At 69.9% G+C, this 16,577-nt stretch carries 12 protein-coding genes and 1 pseudogene; 1 reads left to right on the top strand and 12 read right to left on the bottom strand.

The genetic code is table 11. The annotated features are described in order from the left end of the window. The first annotated feature begins 295 nt into the window (after positions 1–295). Positions 296–3,439, top strand: a complete 3,144-nt coding sequence (gene ileS, locus IEY56_RS26715; protein WP_189039849.1) for an isoleucine--tRNA ligase — start codon at positions 296–298, stop codon at positions 3,437–3,439. A 306-nt stretch (positions 3,440–3,745) separates the two neighbouring features. Here ileS and IEY56_RS26710 read toward each other — a convergent pair whose 3' ends face one another. The 12 genes and pseudogenes from IEY56_RS26710 to IEY56_RS26655 form a co-directional block, all read right to left on the bottom strand. After that, entirely contained in the window at positions 3,746–4,900 is a 1,155-nt protein-coding gene (locus tag IEY56_RS26710) for a DivIVA domain-containing protein (RefSeq protein WP_189039848.1), read from the bottom strand. Between the two features lie 52 nt (positions 4,901–4,952). Then, entirely contained in the window at positions 4,953–5,237 is a 285-nt protein-coding gene (locus tag IEY56_RS26705) for a YggT family protein (RefSeq protein WP_028435711.1), read from the bottom strand. Positions 5,238–5,310: 73 nt separating this feature from the next. After that, complete coding sequence (locus IEY56_RS26700; RefSeq protein ID WP_189039847.1) at positions 5,311–5,946, bottom strand: cell division protein SepF; 636 nt, start codon at positions 5,944–5,946, stop codon at positions 5,311–5,313. A 155-nt stretch (positions 5,947–6,101) separates the two neighbouring features. Further along, positions 6,102–6,830, bottom strand: coding sequence for a YggS family pyridoxal phosphate-dependent enzyme (locus tag IEY56_RS26695; protein WP_189039846.1), 729 nt, complete (start codon positions 6,828–6,830; stop codon positions 6,102–6,104). A gap of 3 nt (positions 6,831–6,833) precedes the next feature. Then, positions 6,834–7,565: a peptidoglycan editing factor PgeF gene (gene pgeF, locus IEY56_RS26690; protein ID WP_189039845.1), complete on the bottom strand. Its 732-nt coding sequence runs from the start codon at positions 7,563–7,565 to the stop codon at positions 6,834–6,836. After that, entirely contained in the window at positions 7,562–8,779 is a 1,218-nt protein-coding gene (ftsZ, locus tag IEY56_RS26685; RefSeq protein WP_189039844.1) for a cell division protein FtsZ, read from the bottom strand. Before ftsZ ends, pgeF begins: the two co-directional genes overlap by 4 nt. 237 nt (positions 8,780–9,016) lie before the next feature. Then, entirely contained in the window at positions 9,017–9,850 is an 834-nt protein-coding gene (locus IEY56_RS26680) for a cell division protein FtsQ/DivIB (protein ID WP_189039843.1), read from the bottom strand. A gap of 16 nt (positions 9,851–9,866) precedes the next feature. Continuing rightward, positions 9,867–10,961, bottom strand: coding sequence for an undecaprenyldiphospho-muramoylpentapeptide beta-N-acetylglucosaminyltransferase (murG, locus tag IEY56_RS26675; RefSeq protein ID WP_189039877.1), 1,095 nt, complete (start codon positions 10,959–10,961; stop codon positions 9,867–9,869). 6 nt (positions 10,962–10,967) lie between these two features. Then, positions 10,968–12,328, bottom strand: a pseudogene (gene ftsW, locus IEY56_RS26670) (putative lipid II flippase FtsW). A gap of 279 nt (positions 12,329–12,607) precedes the next feature. Further along, entirely contained in the window at positions 12,608–14,092 is a 1,485-nt protein-coding gene (gene murD, locus IEY56_RS26665) for a UDP-N-acetylmuramoyl-L-alanine--D-glutamate ligase (protein ID WP_229712229.1), read from the bottom strand. After that, positions 14,089–15,153: a phospho-N-acetylmuramoyl-pentapeptide-transferase gene (gene mraY, locus IEY56_RS26660; RefSeq protein WP_189039842.1), complete on the bottom strand. Its 1,065-nt coding sequence runs from the start codon at positions 15,151–15,153 to the stop codon at positions 14,089–14,091. Before mraY ends, murD begins: the two co-directional genes overlap by 4 nt. After that, a complete protein-coding gene (locus tag IEY56_RS26655; protein ID WP_189039841.1) occupies positions 15,150–16,577 on the bottom strand; it encodes a UDP-N-acetylmuramoyl-tripeptide--D-alanyl-D-alanine ligase in 1,428 nt (475 codons plus the stop codon). The genes mraY and IEY56_RS26655 overlap by 4 nt, the downstream gene beginning before the upstream one ends.

The raw sequence follows: 16,577 nt of genomic DNA, 5'->3' as shown, positions 1-16,577 counted from the left end.
GGAGGCCCTTACACTGGGTGCAGCGAAAGGCGATGAAGGGGACGAGTAGCGTCCGTGAGCAGCCGTGAGCGACCCGGGGACGGTGTGAGCCCGGGGGCCGGCGCGACGTGAAGATCACCCCGGAGCCGCCGGAGGAAAGCACCGCGGGCGGTGCGAGTAGAACCGGCAGCGCACCTCAATGAGGGGGCAGCGGTCCGTCCGCTGCCAAGGAGGGTGGTACCGCGGGACAGCCGCCGTTTCGGCGGGCGCTCTCGTCCCTCCGACGGAAGATGACAGTCCGCCGGAGGAAGTCCCGATGCCGCAGTACCGCCAGGTGCCAGCCCAGGTCGACCTGCCCGCCCTCGAGCACGCCGTGCTCGACTTCTGGCGGGACAACAAGGTCTTCGCCCGCACTCTCGAGCAGTCCGAGGGGCGGCCCGAGTGGGTCTTCTACGAGGGCCCGCCCACCGCCAACGGCATGCCCGGCGCCCACCACATCGAGGCGCGGGTCTTCAAGGACGTCTTCCCCCGCTTCCGCACCATGCGCGGCTACCACGTAGCGCGCAAGGCAGGCTGGGACTGCCACGGCCTGCCCGTCGAGCTGGCCGTCGAGCGCGAACTGGGCTTCAACGGCAAGCAGGACATCGAGAACTACGGCATCGCGGAGTTCAACGCGCGCTGCCGCGAGTCCGTCACCCGGCACACCGACGCCTTCGCCGAGCTGACGACGCGCATGGGCTACTGGGTCGACATGGACGACGCCTACCGGACCATGGACCCGGAGTACGTCCAGTCGGTCTGGTGGTCGCTGAAGCAGATCCACGAGAAGGGCCTGCTCGTCCAGGACCACCGCGTCGCGCCCTGGTGCCCCCGCTGCGGTACCGGCCTGTCCGACCACGAACTGGCGCAGGGCTACGAGACGGTCGTCGACCCGTCGGTCTACGTCCGCTTCCCGCTGACGTCCGGTCCGCTCGCCGGCGAGGCAGCGCTGCTGGTGTGGACGACCACGCCGTGGACGCTCGTGTCCAACACCGCCGTCGCCGCACACCCCGACGTCACCTACATCGTCGCCACGAACGGGCTGGAGAAGCTCGTCGTCGCCGAGCCGCTCCTGGAGAAGGCGCTCGGCGAGGGCTGGGAGGCGACCCGGGAGCGCTTCACCGGCGCCGAGATGGAGCGCTGGGGCTACGAACGGCCGTTCAACTTCGTGCAGATGGAGAACGCCCACTACGTCGTCAACGCGGACTACGTCACGACCGAGGACGGCACCGGTCTCGTCCACCAGTCGCCCGCCTTCGGTGAGGACGACATGCGCACCTGCCGCGCGTACGGGCTGCCTGTGGTCAACCCCGTCCGCGCGGACGGCACCTTCGAAGAAGGCCTGCACATGGTGGGCGGGCAGTTCTTCAAGAAGGCCGACGAGGCGCTGGTCGCCGACCTCGACGCGCGCAACCTGCTGCTGCGTCACGTGCCGTACGAGCACAGCTATCCGCACTGCTGGCGGTGCCACACCGCGCTGCTCTACTACGCGCAGCCCTCGTGGTACATCCGCACCACGCAGATCAAGGACGCGCTGCTCCAGGAGAACGAGCGCACGAACTGGTACCCCGAATCGGTCAAGCACGGCCGCTTCGGCGACTGGCTGGACAACAACATCGACTGGGCCCTCAGCCGCAACCGCTACTGGGGCACGCCGCTGCCCATCTGGCGCTGCGAGGAAGGGCACTTGACGTGTGTCGGCTCCCTCGCGGAGCTGACGCGGCTGACCGGCCGCGACCAGTCCGGACTGGACCCTCACCGGCCCTACATCGACGAGGTCGCCTTCGCCTGCCCCGCTGCGGACTGCTCGCTGGAAGCGACGCGCGTGCCCGAAGTCATCGACGCCTGGTACGACTCGGGCTCGATGCCCTTCGCCCAGTGGGGATACCCGTACAAGAACAAGGAGATCTTCGAGAAGCGCTACCCGGCGCAGTTCATCTCGGAGGCGATCGACCAGACCCGCGGCTGGTTCTACACGCTCATGGCCGTCGGCACGCTCGTCTTCGAGAAGTCCTCGTACGAGAACGTCGTCTGCCTCGGCCACATCCTCGCCGAGGACGGCCGGAAGATGTCCAAGCACCTGGGCAACATCCTCGAGCCGATCCCGCTGATGGACCAGCACGGCGCGGACGCCGTGCGCTGGTTCATGGCCGCCGGAGGCTCGCCCTGGGCGGCGCGGCGCGTCGGCCACGGCACCATCCAGGAGGTCGTGCGCAAGACGCTGCTGACGTACTGGAACACCGTCGCGTTCCAGGCCCTGTACGCCCGGACGTCCGGCTGGTCGCCGTCCGAATCGGACCCCGCGCCGGAGCACCGCCCGCTGCTCGACCGCTGGCTGCTCAGCGAGCTGCACGCGCTGGTGGACCAGGTGACGATGGCGATGGAGGGATACGACACCCAGCGTGCCGGGAAGCTGCTGTCCACCTTCGTCGACGACCTGTCCAACTGGTACGTCCGGCGCTCCCGCAGGCGCTTCTGGCAGGGCGACGCCGGCGCCATGCGCACCCTCCACGACACCCTGGAGACGGTGACGCGCCTGATGGCGCCCATCGTCCCGTTCGTCACGGAGCGCGTGTGGCAGGACCTGATCGTGCCCGTCACCCCCGGCGCCCCCGACTCGGTCCACCTCGCCAACTGGCCGGAGGCGGACCTGAGCAGGGTGGATCCGGAGCTGTCCCAGGACATGCTTCTGGTACGGCGACTGGTCGAGCTGGGCCGTGCGACGCGTGCCGAGTCCAGCGTGAAGACCCGTCAGCCGCTCTCACGCGCCCTGGTGGCCGCGCACGGCTTCGAGACGCTCTCCCCCGACCTGCGGAACCAGATCACCGAGGAGCTCAACGTCAGCCAGCTGGCGAGCCTTTCGGAGGTCGGCGGCTCACTCGTCGACACGACCGCCAAGGGCAACTTCCGCGCGCTGGGCCGGCGCTTCGGCAAGCGCACCCAGGAGGTCGCCAAAGCGATCGCCGACGCCGACGCCGCCGCCCTTTCGGCAGCTCTGCGCGAGGGCACCGCGTCGGTCGAGGTGGACGGCGAGCAGATCTCCCTCTCGCCCGAGGAAGTGATCATCACCGAGACCCCGCGTGAGGGCTGGTCGGTGGCGTCCGACTCGGGCGCGACGGTCGCCCTGGACCTGGAGATCACACCCGAGCTGCGCCGTGCGGGCCTCGCACGGGACGCGATCCGTCTCATCCAGGAGGCCCGCAAGAACTCGGGGCTCGACGTCGCGGACCGCATCGCGCTCGTCTGGTCCACCTCGGACGAGGAAGTCGAGCAGGCGCTGATCGACCATTCCGGGCTGATCTCGGAGGAGGTCCTCGCGGCGGACTTCACGCCCGGGGAGCCTGAGGCAGCGGACCCTGCCTTCGGCCCGCCCTTCGAGGACGAGGCGCTGGCGCTCACCTTCCGCCTCCGCAAGTCGTGACCGTCCGCCACCGCTGCTGAGCCACGTGGGGGCGCCCGGAACGAAGGGTGCCCCCACGGCTCCCGGTGGCACGCGGACCGCTCCCCCTACGAGGGAGGCGGCGCCCCCCCTGGCTCGCAGGAAACGCCTGTGCGCCTCGCGCGGCCGGGGCGGCGGCTGGGACCCGCGGAGCGGACGCCTCGGCGGTCCACCGCAGCGCCACCCGGTCCCCGCGCCCCGGCAAGGCACGGCAACAGGGCCGGGCCCGGAAGTGGAGACTTCCAGGCCCGGCCCTGTGACGTCGTGGCGACTGCGGCCGTCAGACCGTCAGTTGTCGTCCTCGTCGATGAGGAAGCCGCGCATCGGCGACGGCGCCTGCTGCGGCTGCGGGCCGCCCTGCGGACGGACCGGAGCCATCGGCTGCGTCATGGCCGGGGACATCTGCTGCTGACCGCCGCCATAGCTCGGGCCGCCCTGTCCGGGACCGCCCATGCTGTGGCCGTTGCCGCCCATCGACTGGTGACCGCCCATCGTGCCCACACCGGCGGGTGCGCCCGCAGGCGCCATCGACGGGGACGGAGGCAGCGAGGCCGTCGCCGGAGTCCGCGGCGGCGCGAGCGAGTCGTCCGCCTGGTTCTCCAGCTGACGCAGCTGGCTCTCCAGGTAGGACTTCAGGCGCGTGCGGTACTCGCGCTCGAAGCCCCGCAGGTCCTCGACCTTACGCTCCAGGGTCGCACGAGCGGACTCCAGCGAGCCCATCGCGACGCGGTGCTTCTCCTGGGCGTCCCGCTCCAGTGCGTCCGCCTTGGCGCGGGCGTCCCGCTCCAGGCCCTCCGCACGGCTGCGGGCCTCGCCGACGATCTTGTTGGCCTCGGAACGGGCCTCCGCGATCGCCTGGTCGGCTGTCTGCTGCGCAAGGGACAGCACGCGTGCCGCGCTGTCGTTGTTCTGGCCGCCACCTGGCATCTGGGGACCACCGGGGCCCATGGGACCGCCAGGTCCACCCGGACCGCCCTGCGGACCGCCCGGGCCCATCGGGCCGCCAGGACCAGCGGGAAGCGCCGGCTGGCCGCCCGGCAGCTGAGGCGGACCACCCATCGGGCCGCCGGGGCCACCGGGACCACCCGGGCCACCGGGACCGCCGGGGCCACCCTGCTGCGGGTGGCCGTGACCCGGGCCGTGCGGGCCGGGGCCGCCGTGCTGACCAGGGGGAACCGGACCTGATATGGCAGCGGGCACAGGACCTCCGCCTTGGCGGTCCTGCGGCTCGGGCTTTCGCATACCGCCCTGCTGCTGGCTCTGCGCAGCAGCACGAGTCGCCGCGGCCAGCTTGGCGCGCAGGTCCTCGTTCTCCCGCAGCAGGCGGGTCAGCTCCGCTTCGACCTCATCGAGGAAGGCATCGACCTCGTCCTCGTCATAGCCTTCTCGGAGGCGGACGGTCGTGAACTGCTTGTTCCGCACGTCCTCGGGGGTCAGTGGCATCTCTTCACCTCAACGTAAGTCGTCGGCATCTCGGCAAGACCATTCCGATCGTTCACAGCCTGGCCACGACGTTGATCAGGATGTAGACGATGATCATTAGTACGAAGAAGGACAGGTCGAGCGCCACGCCCCCGAAGCGCAACGGCGGGATGAACCGCCGCAGAAGCTTGAGTGGCGGATCAGTGACAGTGTAGGTCGCCTCTAGAACGACCACCATCGCCTTGCCGGGCTGCCATGAGCGGGCGAACTGGAAGACGTAGTCCATCACCAGCCGGAAGATCAACACGAGCAGGAAGCAGTACAGCGCGACTTGGACCACCTCGAGTGCGGTACTCACTGCGCTTCCCTCTCCCCTCGCCGCGTGGGCGCTCTCGTGCGACCTTACGGCCCGTTCCTTGATCCGTGCGTCTTCAGCTCTGGTTGAAGAACCCGCCCTCTGCGATGCGGGCCTTGTCCTCCGCCGTGACATCGACGTTAGCAGGAGACAGCAGGAAGACCTTCTGCGTCACTCTTTCAATACTCCCGTGAAGACCGAAGACGAGACCGGCCGCAAAGTCGACAAGTCGCTTCGCGTCGGTGTCGTCCATCTCGGTCAAGTTCATGATCACGGGGGTGCCTTCGCGGAAGTGTTCCCCGATGGTACGGGCCTCGTTGTAGGTCCGGGGGTGCAACGTGGTGATCCGGTAGGGCTCCCGCTCGGACACGACTTTGGGCATGATCACCGGGGCGCTCTTCTCCAGACTCTGGCGTTCAGGTGTGATGGATGACACGGGGGCAATTCTCCCGGATCGTCCACTTTCGATGACCGCCGGGGGCGAAGGCTGCTCCCTCTCCCGCTGGGCGGGAGGGTGCATGACACGCACCGGTTCCGCCGGTTCGTCCTTCTGCAGGGAGTCGTGGGACTGCAGCGGCTCGTGCCTCCGCCGGTCCCGCTCGGGCTCCGGTTCGGGCTCGAACTCGTCGTCGGGGTCGAACCCCGGGCCGTCGTACCCATCGTCCTCCACGAGGCCGAGGTAGACCGCCATCTTGCGCATAGCGCCGGCCATTCTCTGCGTCCTCCGCTCTGTGGTGGGTCCCCTGCCCCCGGCGGGAAGGCCTCTCGGCCCGTCACCGGCGACGTGGAAATACTCGGGCCCATCCGCCTGTCGTTTCCCAACCCGAAATGACCATATTTTCTACTGTGGTCCGACTCTTGGCGACGTTACCCGAGCCGCGGGCGCTCTCCGAGTACCGCACTGCCGACGCGCACATGTGTCGCCCCGGCGGCCACTGCCTCTTCGAGATCCGCACTCATCCCTGCTGACACCATGGTTGCAGCAGGATGCCTCGTCCGCAGGTCAGTTGAGATTTCCCGCAGCCGTTCGAAGGCGGCGGCGGGGCGTCCCGCGTACTCTCCCGACAGCGGCGCGACGGTCATCAGGCCTGCCAGGCGCAGCCCTTGGGCCGCTGCCACGGCGTCGGCGATCTCGTCGACCGCTCCCGGGGCCGCTCCGCCCCTCCCGCCGGGGCCGCCTGATTCCGCGTCAAGTGCCACCTGGACGAGGCAGTCCAGGTGGCGGTCCCGGCCCGCCGCGGCGTTGCCGAGAGCCGTGACGAGGCGAACCCTGTCGACGGAGTGCACGACGTCCGCGTAACCCGCCACGGAACGCGCCTTGTTGGTCTGCAGCTGACCCACGAAGTGCCAGGTCAGCGGGGCGTCCGCACAGGCCGCCGCCTTGGGCGCCGCGTCCTGGTCGCGGTTCTCGGCGACGTCCCGCACGCCCAGTCCGGACAGCAGACGGACGTCCTCCGCCGGGTAGGTCTTGGTGACGACGATCAGGGTCACATCTTCCCGCCTGCGCCCCGCCGCGCTACAAGCGCCCTCGATGCGCTCCTCCACCCGGGCGAGGTTCTCTGCGAGTTGGGCCTTGCGAGCAGTGAGGTCCGTCACAGTTCAGTTCGCCTCCAGCCACACGTAACTCGCGAGCCGGCCGGTGACCTTCTCGCGCCGGTACGAGAAGTGATCATCCGACTCCATGGTGCAAACAGAGGACTGTTCCAGAGTTGTGACACCCAGCGCCGCGAGCTGAGCCCGCACTCCGGCCGCCACGTCGACCGAGGGGGTGCCCCAGCTCGTACGCGCCGCCGCTTCCGGAACGACCGAGGCGACCTGAGACCTCATCTCCTCCGGCACCTCGTAGCAACTCCCGCACACGGCAGGCCCGGTACGGGCGACGAACCGCTCGGGAACGGCACCTCGCGCCTTCATCGCCTCGACGAGTGCGGGCACGACTCCGGCAACCAGTCCCGGCCGTCCGGCGTGCGCGGCGCCCGCCACCCGCGCGACGGGGTCCGCGAGCAGGACGGGCGTGCAGTCCGCGGTGAGGACGGCGAGAGCGAGCATGGGGCGCATCGTGACGACGCCGTCGAGCGGTGGCGCTTCGTCCCCGAACGGCTGGTGGACGAGGGCGACATCGCGCCCGTGCACCTGGTTCATCCAGACGACGTTCGACGGCTTCAGGCCCAACGCGGCCGCGGCCCTCGCCCTGTTGGTGCTGACGTGCGCGGCGTCGTCACCGACCTTGCCGCCCAGATTGAGTGACTCATACGGAGCGGCGCTCACCCCGCCCCACCGGTCGGTGAAGGCGAAATGCGCGCCGCTCGTCGAGTGGTGCTCGTTTATCACTTCAAGAAGTCCGGCACATCCAGCTCCTCGGCCTGACTGTCCGTGTACGGACGGGCCGGCGGGACGGTCGGAGGCAGCGAGTCACGTCCGGAAGCGGAGGACTCGCCCACGGGAGCCGGGTCGCTCTCGCGCGGCGTGACCGTGCCCAGGCCGCCGAAGGAGGGCCGCTCACCGTCCGAATCCGCACCGAAGGAGCTGGTGGACGGGCCGGAGTCGTCCTTCGGCGTGTGCGAGCCGAGGGCCTTCTCACGGTTCCTCGACGGCGGCTGACCCCCGTCGAAACCGGCGGCGATGACGGTGACGCGCACCTCGTCGCCGAGGGCGTCGTCGATGACGGCGCCGAAGATGATGTTGGCTTCGGGGTGCGCGGCCTCGCTGACGAGCTGTGCGGCCTCGTTGATCTCGAACAGACCGAGGTCCGAACCACCCGAGATGGACAGCAGCACACCTCTCGCGCCGTCGATGGAGGCCTCCAGCAGCGGGGAGGAGATGGCCATCTCCGCCGCGGCCACCGCGCGGTCGTCCCCGCGGGCCGAGCCGATGCCCATGAGCGCAGATCCCGCCTCGGACATCACGGACTTGACGTCGGCGAAGTCGAGGTTGATCAGACCGGGCGTCGTGATGAGGTCCGTGATGCCCTGGACGCCGGAGAGCAGCACCTGGTCCGCGGACTTGAACGCGTCCAGCACGCTCACCTGGCGGTCCGAGATGGACAGCAGGCGGTCGTTGGGGATGACGATCAGAGTGTCGACCTCGTCGCGCAGACCCGCGATGCCGTCCTCGGCCTGGTTGGCGCGGCGGCGGCCCTCGAACGTGAAGGGCCGGGTGACGACGCCGATCGTCAGCGCGCCGAGGGAACGCGCGATGTTCGCGACGACGGGGGCGCCGCCGGTGCCGGTGCCGCCTCCTTCGCCCGCGGTCACGAAGACCATGTCGGCCCCCTTGAGGACCTCCTCGATCTCCTCGCGGTGGTCCTCGGCCGCCTTGCGGCCGACGTCGGGGTTGGCGCCCGCTCCCAAACCGCGCGTCAGTTCGCGGCCCACGTCGAGCTTGACATCGGCATCGCTCATCAACAGGGCCTGCGCATCTGTGTTGATCGCGATGAACTCGACGCCCTTGAGACCGACCTCGATCATCCGGTTGATGGCGTTCACGCCACCGCCGCCAATCCCGACGACCTTGATGACTGCGAGGTAGTTCTGCGGTGCTGCCACGTCGAAGGCCTCTCGCCTCGAGTTACGTATCCCTGTAGGGCGGTCCACATCGACCCGAACCCCAAGCGCGAAGTTTAGGGTTACCAGTGTCCGTCTTCCTTGGAGTCTTGGGAACGGACACTAAGTCGACAAGTGGTGGGTGTTCAACGAACACGCCGAACCTCCCGTTTTTCTTTTCACCCTATGTGATCAGGGTCCGCCGTCGTCATCCAGGGTGCTGGCCTGCACTGACGTCCGTCAACTCCCAGACGCCGCAGGGGCGCTGGGCACACTCACGTCGAAGTGCCTGGCGTCTTTGGCCGCTTTCATCAGCGCGGTCAGTGACTTGGCCTTCGCAGCCCTCTGTTCGCCGCTCCCCCACAGCACCGTACGACCCTGCGTCAACTCCAGTGTGATGGAGTCGTAGGAACGAACGCGGACGGTCCGGGTGTCACGCGCCACGGATTTCGGGAGCGATCCGGCGACTGAGACGGCTTCGCGGCGCAGGCGTTCACTGCCGAAGTGGCGGAGCCCCGCGGAGCGCTGTACTTCCATCACCAGAAGCGGAACGCCCTTCGGCTGCTTGGGAACAACGGCGAAACGCACGCCTTCGTCGTCCACTTCGACGAAATTCCCGTCCTCCTTCATGGCCAACTCCGGCTTCCGTTCCGTCACCTTCACGCCGATTCCATGGGGCCATGCCCGTACGACGTCGACGCTGTCGACCCGCGGAAGGGCCCCACGCAGACGGCGTTCCGCCGCCGCCCGGTCCACCGAGAGCAGCGGGGCCCCAAGCGGAATACGGGCGGCGGCGCGGACCTGTTCCTCCGTCAGCACCTCGGTCCCGCTGACCGACACCCGCTCGACGGTCGCCCAGTTCGAGCCGTACAGCGCCCACGTACCGAAGCCGCCCAGAAGGAACGTCAGTGCGAGCGCGAGCAGCAGGACGCGGCCCGGAAGTCGCAGCCGGAGGCCGGGCTTTCGCTCCCGCCCCGCGGGCTGGTGCGGGCCGGAGCCGGCCCGGGGGCGGGTCTGCGGCGTCCTGCCGCGCCGCTCGGCGCTCTCGGTCGTCCGCCCCGTCGGTCCGGCCACGCTTGCCTGCCTTCTCTCACGCCCCTCGGCGTGCCGCGATCGCCTCGTACACCATTCCGACGAGAAGCTCGTCGGCGTCCGGACGGCCGAACTCCGCCGCGGCGCGGGCCATGGCGTGCAGACGGTGCGGGTCGGAGAGGACCGGGAGCACGTTGCTCAGGATCCAGTCCGGCGACACCTCGGCGTCGTCCACGAGGAGTCCGCCACCCGCCTTGACGAGGGGCTGCGCGTTCAGCCGCTGTTCGCCGTTGCCGATCGGCAGCGGTACGTAGGCGGCCGGCAGCCCCACGGCCGACAGCTCCGCGACGGTCATCGCCCCGGCGCGGCAGAGCATCATGTCCGCTGCGGCGTACGCGAGATCCATCCGGTCCACATACGGTACCGGGACGTACGGCGGCATTCCGGGCATGTTGTCCGGCTGCGGCAATTCGTTCTTGGGTCCGACGGCGTGCAGGACCTGGATCCCCGCGCGCTGAAGGTGCGGAACGGCCTGCTGCACGACCTCGTTGAGGCGGCGGGCGCCCTGCGAGCCGCCCGTGACGAGAAGCGTCGGCAGATTGGCGTCCAGCCCGAACGCGGCACGGGCCTCCGGCCGCTTCCCGGCGCGGTCGAGCGTGGCGATGGCGCGGCGCAGCGGGATGCCGACGTACCGGGCGTTGCGGAGCTTGCTGTCCGGGGTGGAGACGGCCACGTGGCGCGTGTAGCGCGAACCGATCTTGTTCGCCAGGCCGGGACGCGCGTTGGCCTCGTGCACGACGATCGGCACCCCGAGCCGCTTCGCCGCCAGGTACGCGGGAAGCGCCACGTATCCGCCGAAGCCGGCGACGCAGTCCGCCTTGGTGCTCTCGAGGATCTGCTCGGCGGCCTTGATGGTGCCGCGCAGCCGCCCCGGGACGGTGATCAGTTCGGGCGTGGGTTTCCGCGGGAGCGGTACGGCCGGGATGAGTTCCAGGTGGTAGCCGCGCTCGGGGACGAGGCGGGTCTCAAGTCCGCGTTCCGTGCCCAGGGCAGTGACGCCCACCGTCGGATCCTGCCGGCGCAGAGCGTCCGCCAGGGCGAGCGCGGGCTCGATGTGGCCGGCGGTGCCACCGCCGGCGAGTACGACGTGCACTCTCATTCACCGCTCTCCGGACGGCCGCCGAACCGGGCGCCGTCTCATCGTTTCGATCTCACCCCTGCCAGCCTTCTCTGCAGGCGCTGCAGCAGAGCAGGTTGCCGCATGGCCAGTGCCGCCCTCGCAGCGGGGTCGCTTCGCGCGAATGCGATCAGCAGCCCGATGGCGAACATCGTCGGCAGCAGGGCGGACCCTCCGTAGGAGAACAGCGGGAGCGGGACACCGGCGATCGGCAGCAGACCGAGCACCGCACCGATGTTGACCACGGCCTGCGCCGTGATCCAGGTGGTCACGCCTCCCGCGGCATACCTCACGAAGGGCTCCTCCGTGCGTCCGGCCACGCGGATACCCGCATAGCCTAGAGCCGCGAAGAGAGCGAGCACCGACAGCGTCCCCGCCAGCCCGAGTTCCTCACCGGTCACGGCGAAGATGAAATCGGTGTGCGGTTCAGGGAGTTGACCCCATTTTTCCACACTGGCGCCCAGTCCCGAACCGAACCAGCCGCCGGACGCTAGCGCGTAAATTCCGTGCACCGCCTGCCAGCACTGGTCGTCGGGGCCCGGGTCGGTGGCGCCGATGCACGCGAGCCGTGCCATCCGGTTGGGGCTGCTCATGATGAGGAACGCCCCTACGGCGAGCGCCCCCGCGAGGACGCCTGTGAAGAGCCGGGTGGGCGCTCCGGCGAGCCAGAGCAGTCCGAACAGGATCGTTGTGAGAATGATCGCGGTGCCCATGTCGCCGCCGAGCATGATGAGTCCGAGGAGCAGCAGCGCTACCGGGACGAGCGGTACGAGCATGTGCTTCCACTGGGTGAGCAGCCGACGCGACCGCTTGCGCGCCAGGAGGTCCGCGCCCCAGAGCACGAGCGCGAGCTTGGCGAACTCGCTCGGCTGGAGCTGGAACGGGCCGCCCAGGTAGATCCAGTTCTGGTTGCCGTTCACCTCGTGCCCCATGCCGGGAACTTGCACCATGCACATGAGCACGACGGAGACGGCCAGCAGCGGGTACGCCAGCGCCCGGTGCAGTCTCAGCGGCATGCGGGCGGCGACGAGCAGCAGAACGGCGCCCAGGACGGCCGCGATCAGCTGCTTGCGGAAGAAATACGTCGAGGGCAGGCCGGACTGCAGCGCCTCGATCTGTGACGCCGAGAAGACCATCACGAGTCCGAGCACGGTGAGCAGGAGACTGCCGCCGAGGACGAGGTAGTAGGCCGTGAGCGGACGGTCCCAGGCCCGCCTCGCCTTGTCGGTGAGCGCCGGGAGGCCCCGACGGCGCGGTTCCGGACGGCGCGGCTGCCGGCCGGGGAGACGCGGACGCTGCGAGGCGGATGCCGAAGAGCCCTTCCCTCCGCCCGACTTGGCCACCCGGGCGGCACCGGCGCGCTGCGTCCCCCGCAGGGCGGTCGAGAGCCGCGTACGGGTCGACGGAGAGCGCAGGGCCCCTGCGGCGACGGCGGACGGTACCGGCGCGTGTGCCGGAATCCGGAGCGCGACCGGGGCTCGCAGGGCTCGCGTCAGTGTCCGCAGCAGAGGAGATGTCCGCAGCAGCGACGGGGCTCGGAGAGAGGTGGCCGCCTGGCCGTCGGGCGTCATCTGTCGCTTCCCCTCCGTCAATTCCCGCGTGCGGTCAGCGGGACCGGCGGGTCACTCCACGTTGTCGGCGCGTCCGGCGGCCAGTTCACGGACCGCCTCGGCGAAGGCGTCGCCGCGCGCGTTGTAGTTGACGAACATGTCCATCGACGCGCACGCCGGGGCCATCAGCACCGTATCCCCGGTCCTGGCGAGCCGGGACGCTTCGTGGACCGCCGCTGTCATCGCACCAGTGTCCGTCCGTGCGAGGTCCACCACCGGGACATCCGGGGCGTGTCGCGCGAGGGCTTCCGCGATGAGCGCGCGGTCCGCGCCGATGAGGACCGCTCCGCGCAGACGGGAGGCCGACGTCCGGACGAGTTCGTCGAACGTGGCGCCCTTCGCGAGGCCCCCGGCGATCCAGACGATCGACTCGTAGGCCGCCAGCGAGGCCTGCGCGGCATGGGTGTTGGTGGCCTTCGAGTCGTTGACGTAGGCGACGCCGCCGACGTCCGCGACGTGCGCGATGCGGTGGGCGTCGGGGCTGAAGGCCCGCAGGCCGTCGCGTACGGCCGAGGGGGGCACCCCGTAGGCGCGCGCAAGGGCGGCGGCCGCGAGGGCGTTGGCGATGTTGTGCGGTGCCGCGGGGGTGACGTCGCCGACTTCGGCGAGCTCCTGCGCCTGCCGCTGACGGTCCTCGACGAAGGCGCGGTCGACGAGGATGCCGTCTACGACGCCCAGTTCGGAGGGGCCGGGAGTGCCGAGGGTGAAGCCGATGGCGCGGCAGCCCTCCTCGACGTCCGCCTCGCGCACGAGGCGTTCTGTTGCCGGGTCGGCGCAGTTGTAGACGCAGGCGACCTGGTTGCCCTCGTAGATACGGCCCTTGTCGGCGGCGTACGCCTCCATCGAGCCGTGCCAGTCGAGATGGTCCGGGGCGAGGTTGAGCACCGCCCCCGAGTGGGCCCTCAGGCTGGGCGCCCAGTGGAGCTGGTAGCTGGACAGTTCGACCGCGAGTACGTCCGGCGGCTCCTGCTCGTCGAGTACGACGTCGATGAGCGGGGTGCCGATGTTCCCCACGGCGGGCGCGCGGAGCCCGGCGGCGCGGAGGATGGCGGAGAGCATCTGGACGGTCGTGGTCTTGCCGTTGGTGCCGGTGACCGCGAGCCAGGGAGCGGGAGCGCCGGTGCTGCCGGAGGCGGTTCCGCGCAGGCGCCACGCGAGCTCCACGTCGCCCCACACGGGGACGTCCGCGGCGCGTGCCGCCCGGAAGAGCGGACTCTCCGGCTTCCACCCCGGTGAGGTGACGATCAGATCCGTACCCTCGGGCAGCGTCCCGGCGTCGCCCAGGCGTGCGGTGACGCCCTCCTTGCGCAGCCGTTCCGCGTGCTCGCGGTGGGTGTCGCTGTCGCCGCCGTCGACGACCGTCACGCCGGCGCCCATCCGTGCCAGGGCGAGCGCGGCGCTCCTGCCGCTGACCCCGAGACCGGCGACCGTCACGTGCCGGCCGGCGAGGTCCCCGGCGGTCGCGTTGTCGCCCAACGGGCCCGTCCCTACGCTCACTTGCTGGCTGCCCACCCTGCGTAGAAGATTCCGACGCCGACGATCGCGCACATGCCCTGGATGATCCAGAACCGGACCACGACCAGGACCTCCGACCAGCCCTTCAGCTCGAAGTGGTGCTGGAGGGGGGCCATCTTGAAGACCCGCTTGCCGGTGAGCCGGAACGAACCGACCTGGATCACCACGGACATGGTGATGAGGACGAAGAGGCCGCCGAGGATGGCCAGCAGCAGCTCGGTCCGGGAGCAGATGGCCAGGCCGGCGAGCGCGCCGCCCAACGCGAGCGAACCAGTGTCGCCCATGAAGATCTTGGCCGGGGAGGTGTTCCACCACAGGAAGCCGAAGCAGGCGCCCATGAGGGCCGCCGCGACGACCGCCAGGTCGAGTGGGTCCCGTACCTCGTAACAACCCGGGCCGGCGGTGAAGGGGTTGGCGCAGGACTCCTGGTACTCCCACACGCAGATGAACACGTAGGCGCCGAAGACCATCACCGACGCGCCCGTCGCCAAGCCGTCCAGACCGTCCGTCAGGTTCACGCCGTTGGACATGGCGAGAATCATGAACAGCGCCCAGATCACGAACAGGACGGGCCCGATCGACCAGCCGAAGTCCTGCGTGAAGGAGAGCTTGGTCGAAGCGGGCGTCAGGCCGCGCAGGTTGGCGAAGTTCAGCGACAGCACCGCGAAGGCGACGCCGACGATCAGCTGCCCGGCCATCTTCGCCTTGGCACGCAGACCGAGGCTGCGCTGTTTGACGATCTTGATGTAGTCGTCGAGGAAGCCGACGAGCCCCATACCGGCGAAGAGGAACAGCACCAGGACGCCCGAGAAGCTCGGCTGACTGCCCGTCAACAGCTTCGTCAGGGCGTACGCGGCCAGCGTCGCCAGGATGAAGGCGATGCCGCCCATGGTCGGGGTGCCGCGCTTGCTGTGGTGGTTCTGCGGCCCGTCGTCACGGATGTACTGCCCGTATCCCCTGCGGGCGAGCAGCTTGATCAGCAGGGGGGTCCCGATGAGGGACAGGAAGAGTCCGATGACCCCGGAGAAGAGAATCTGACTCATACCCATCGGGCGGCGACCTCACCCTCGTTGTCCACCGGCTCCGTGAGCGCGTCCGCGACGCGCTCCAGACCCACCGAACGGGAAGCCTTCACCAACACGACATCCCCCGGGCGCAGTTCGCTCCGCAACAGCTCGACCGCCGCCTCAGCGTCGGACACGTGCACCGACTCCTCACCCCACGAACCCTCGTTCTTGGCGCCCATGTCCAGCCAGACGGCCTCCTGGCCACCGACCGCCACGAGCTTGCTGACGTTGAGCCGGACGGCGAGCCGTCCGACCGCGTCGTGCTCGGCCAGCGACTCGTCGCCGAGCTCGGCCATCGCACCGAGCACCGCCCACGTCCGCTTCCCCTGCCCCATCGCGGCGAGCGCGCGGAGCGCTGCCCGAGTGGACTCGGGGTTGGCGTTGTAGGCGTCATTGACGACCGTGACCCCGTCGGCGCGCTCGGTGACCTCCATCCGCCAACGCGAGAGCGTGCTCGCGGCGGAGAGCGCGGTGGCGATGTCCCCGGCGGGCATGCCCAGTTCGTGGGCGACGGCCGCCGCGGCGAGCGCGTTCGACACGTGGTGCTCACCGTACAGGCGCAGGGTCACGTCACCGCACCCGGTGGGTGTGTGAAGCGTGAAAGTGGGCTGTCCGCGCTCCGTGAGCCGGACATTCTCGGCGCGGACGTCCGCGTCCGGCGCCTCACCGAAGAGGAGGACCCGGGCTTCCGTGCGTGAACTCATCGCCCGCACAAGGGCGTCGTCCGCGTTGAGCACGGCGACGCCGCCCCCCTCCCCCGCGGGCGGGAGCGACTCGACGAGTTCGCCCTTGGCCTCGGCGATCTGCTCGCGTCCGCCGAACTCGCCGATGTGGGCGGACCCCACGTTCAGTACGACGCCGATGCGGGGCGGCGTGAGCTGGGCGAGGTAGCGGATGTGGTTCTTGCCGCGGGCCCCCATCTCCAGTACGAGATGGCGGGATTCGGCGTCGGCGCGCAGCGCGGTGAGCGGCAGCCCGATCTCGTTGTTGAGGGAGCCGGGCGTCCACACCGTCGGTCCGAGGCGCTCCAGAAGCTGAGCGATCAGGTCCTTGGTGCTGGTCTTCCCGGCGGAGCCCGTCAGCGCGACCACCTGGGTGCCCAGGCGCTCGACGACGTGCCGGGCGAGAGCACCGAGGGCGCGGGTGACGTCGTCGACGACGACGGCGGGAACACCGACGGGCCGGGTGGCGAGCACCGCCACCGCTCCCGCTTCGACCGCGCCGCGGGCGAAGTCGTGCCCGTCGACGCGTTCGCCCGCGAAGGCGGCGAAGAGGCTGCCCTCCGCGACCTCCCGCGAATCGATGACTACAGGGCCGCTGACGTGGGCATCCGGGTCCGGTATGTCGCTCTGCTGTCCGTCGACGACAGCGGCGATCTCGGCGAGAGAGAGGGGGATCAT

Origin of the sequence: Streptomyces daqingensis (assembly GCF_014645895.1) — a bacterium.
Taxonomy (GTDB): Bacteria; Actinomycetota; Actinomycetes; order Streptomycetales; family Streptomycetaceae; genus Streptomyces; species Streptomyces daqingensis.
The sequence above is the reverse complement of the archived record's forward strand: the minus strand, read 5'-3'. Positions and strand labels throughout refer to the sequence as shown.

Coding starts and splice junctions, on each gene's coding strand:
- IEY56_RS26655 (WP_189039841.1), bottom strand. CDS start 16,577: ATGATCCCCCTCTCTCTCGCCGAGATCGCCGCTGTCGTCGACGGACAG.
- mraY (WP_189039842.1), bottom strand. CDS start 15,153: ATGAGTCAGATTCTCTTCTCCGGGGTCATCGGACTCTTCCTGTCCCTC.
- ileS (WP_189039849.1), top strand. CDS start 296: ATGCCGCAGTACCGCCAGGTGCCAGCCCAGGTCGACCTGCCCGCCCTC.
- IEY56_RS26700 (WP_189039847.1), bottom strand. CDS start 5,946: ATGGCCGGCGCTATGCGCAAGATGGCGGTCTACCTCGGCCTCGTGGAG.
- IEY56_RS26710 (WP_189039848.1), bottom strand. CDS start 4,900: ATGCCACTGACCCCCGAGGACGTGCGGAACAAGCAGTTCACGACCGTC.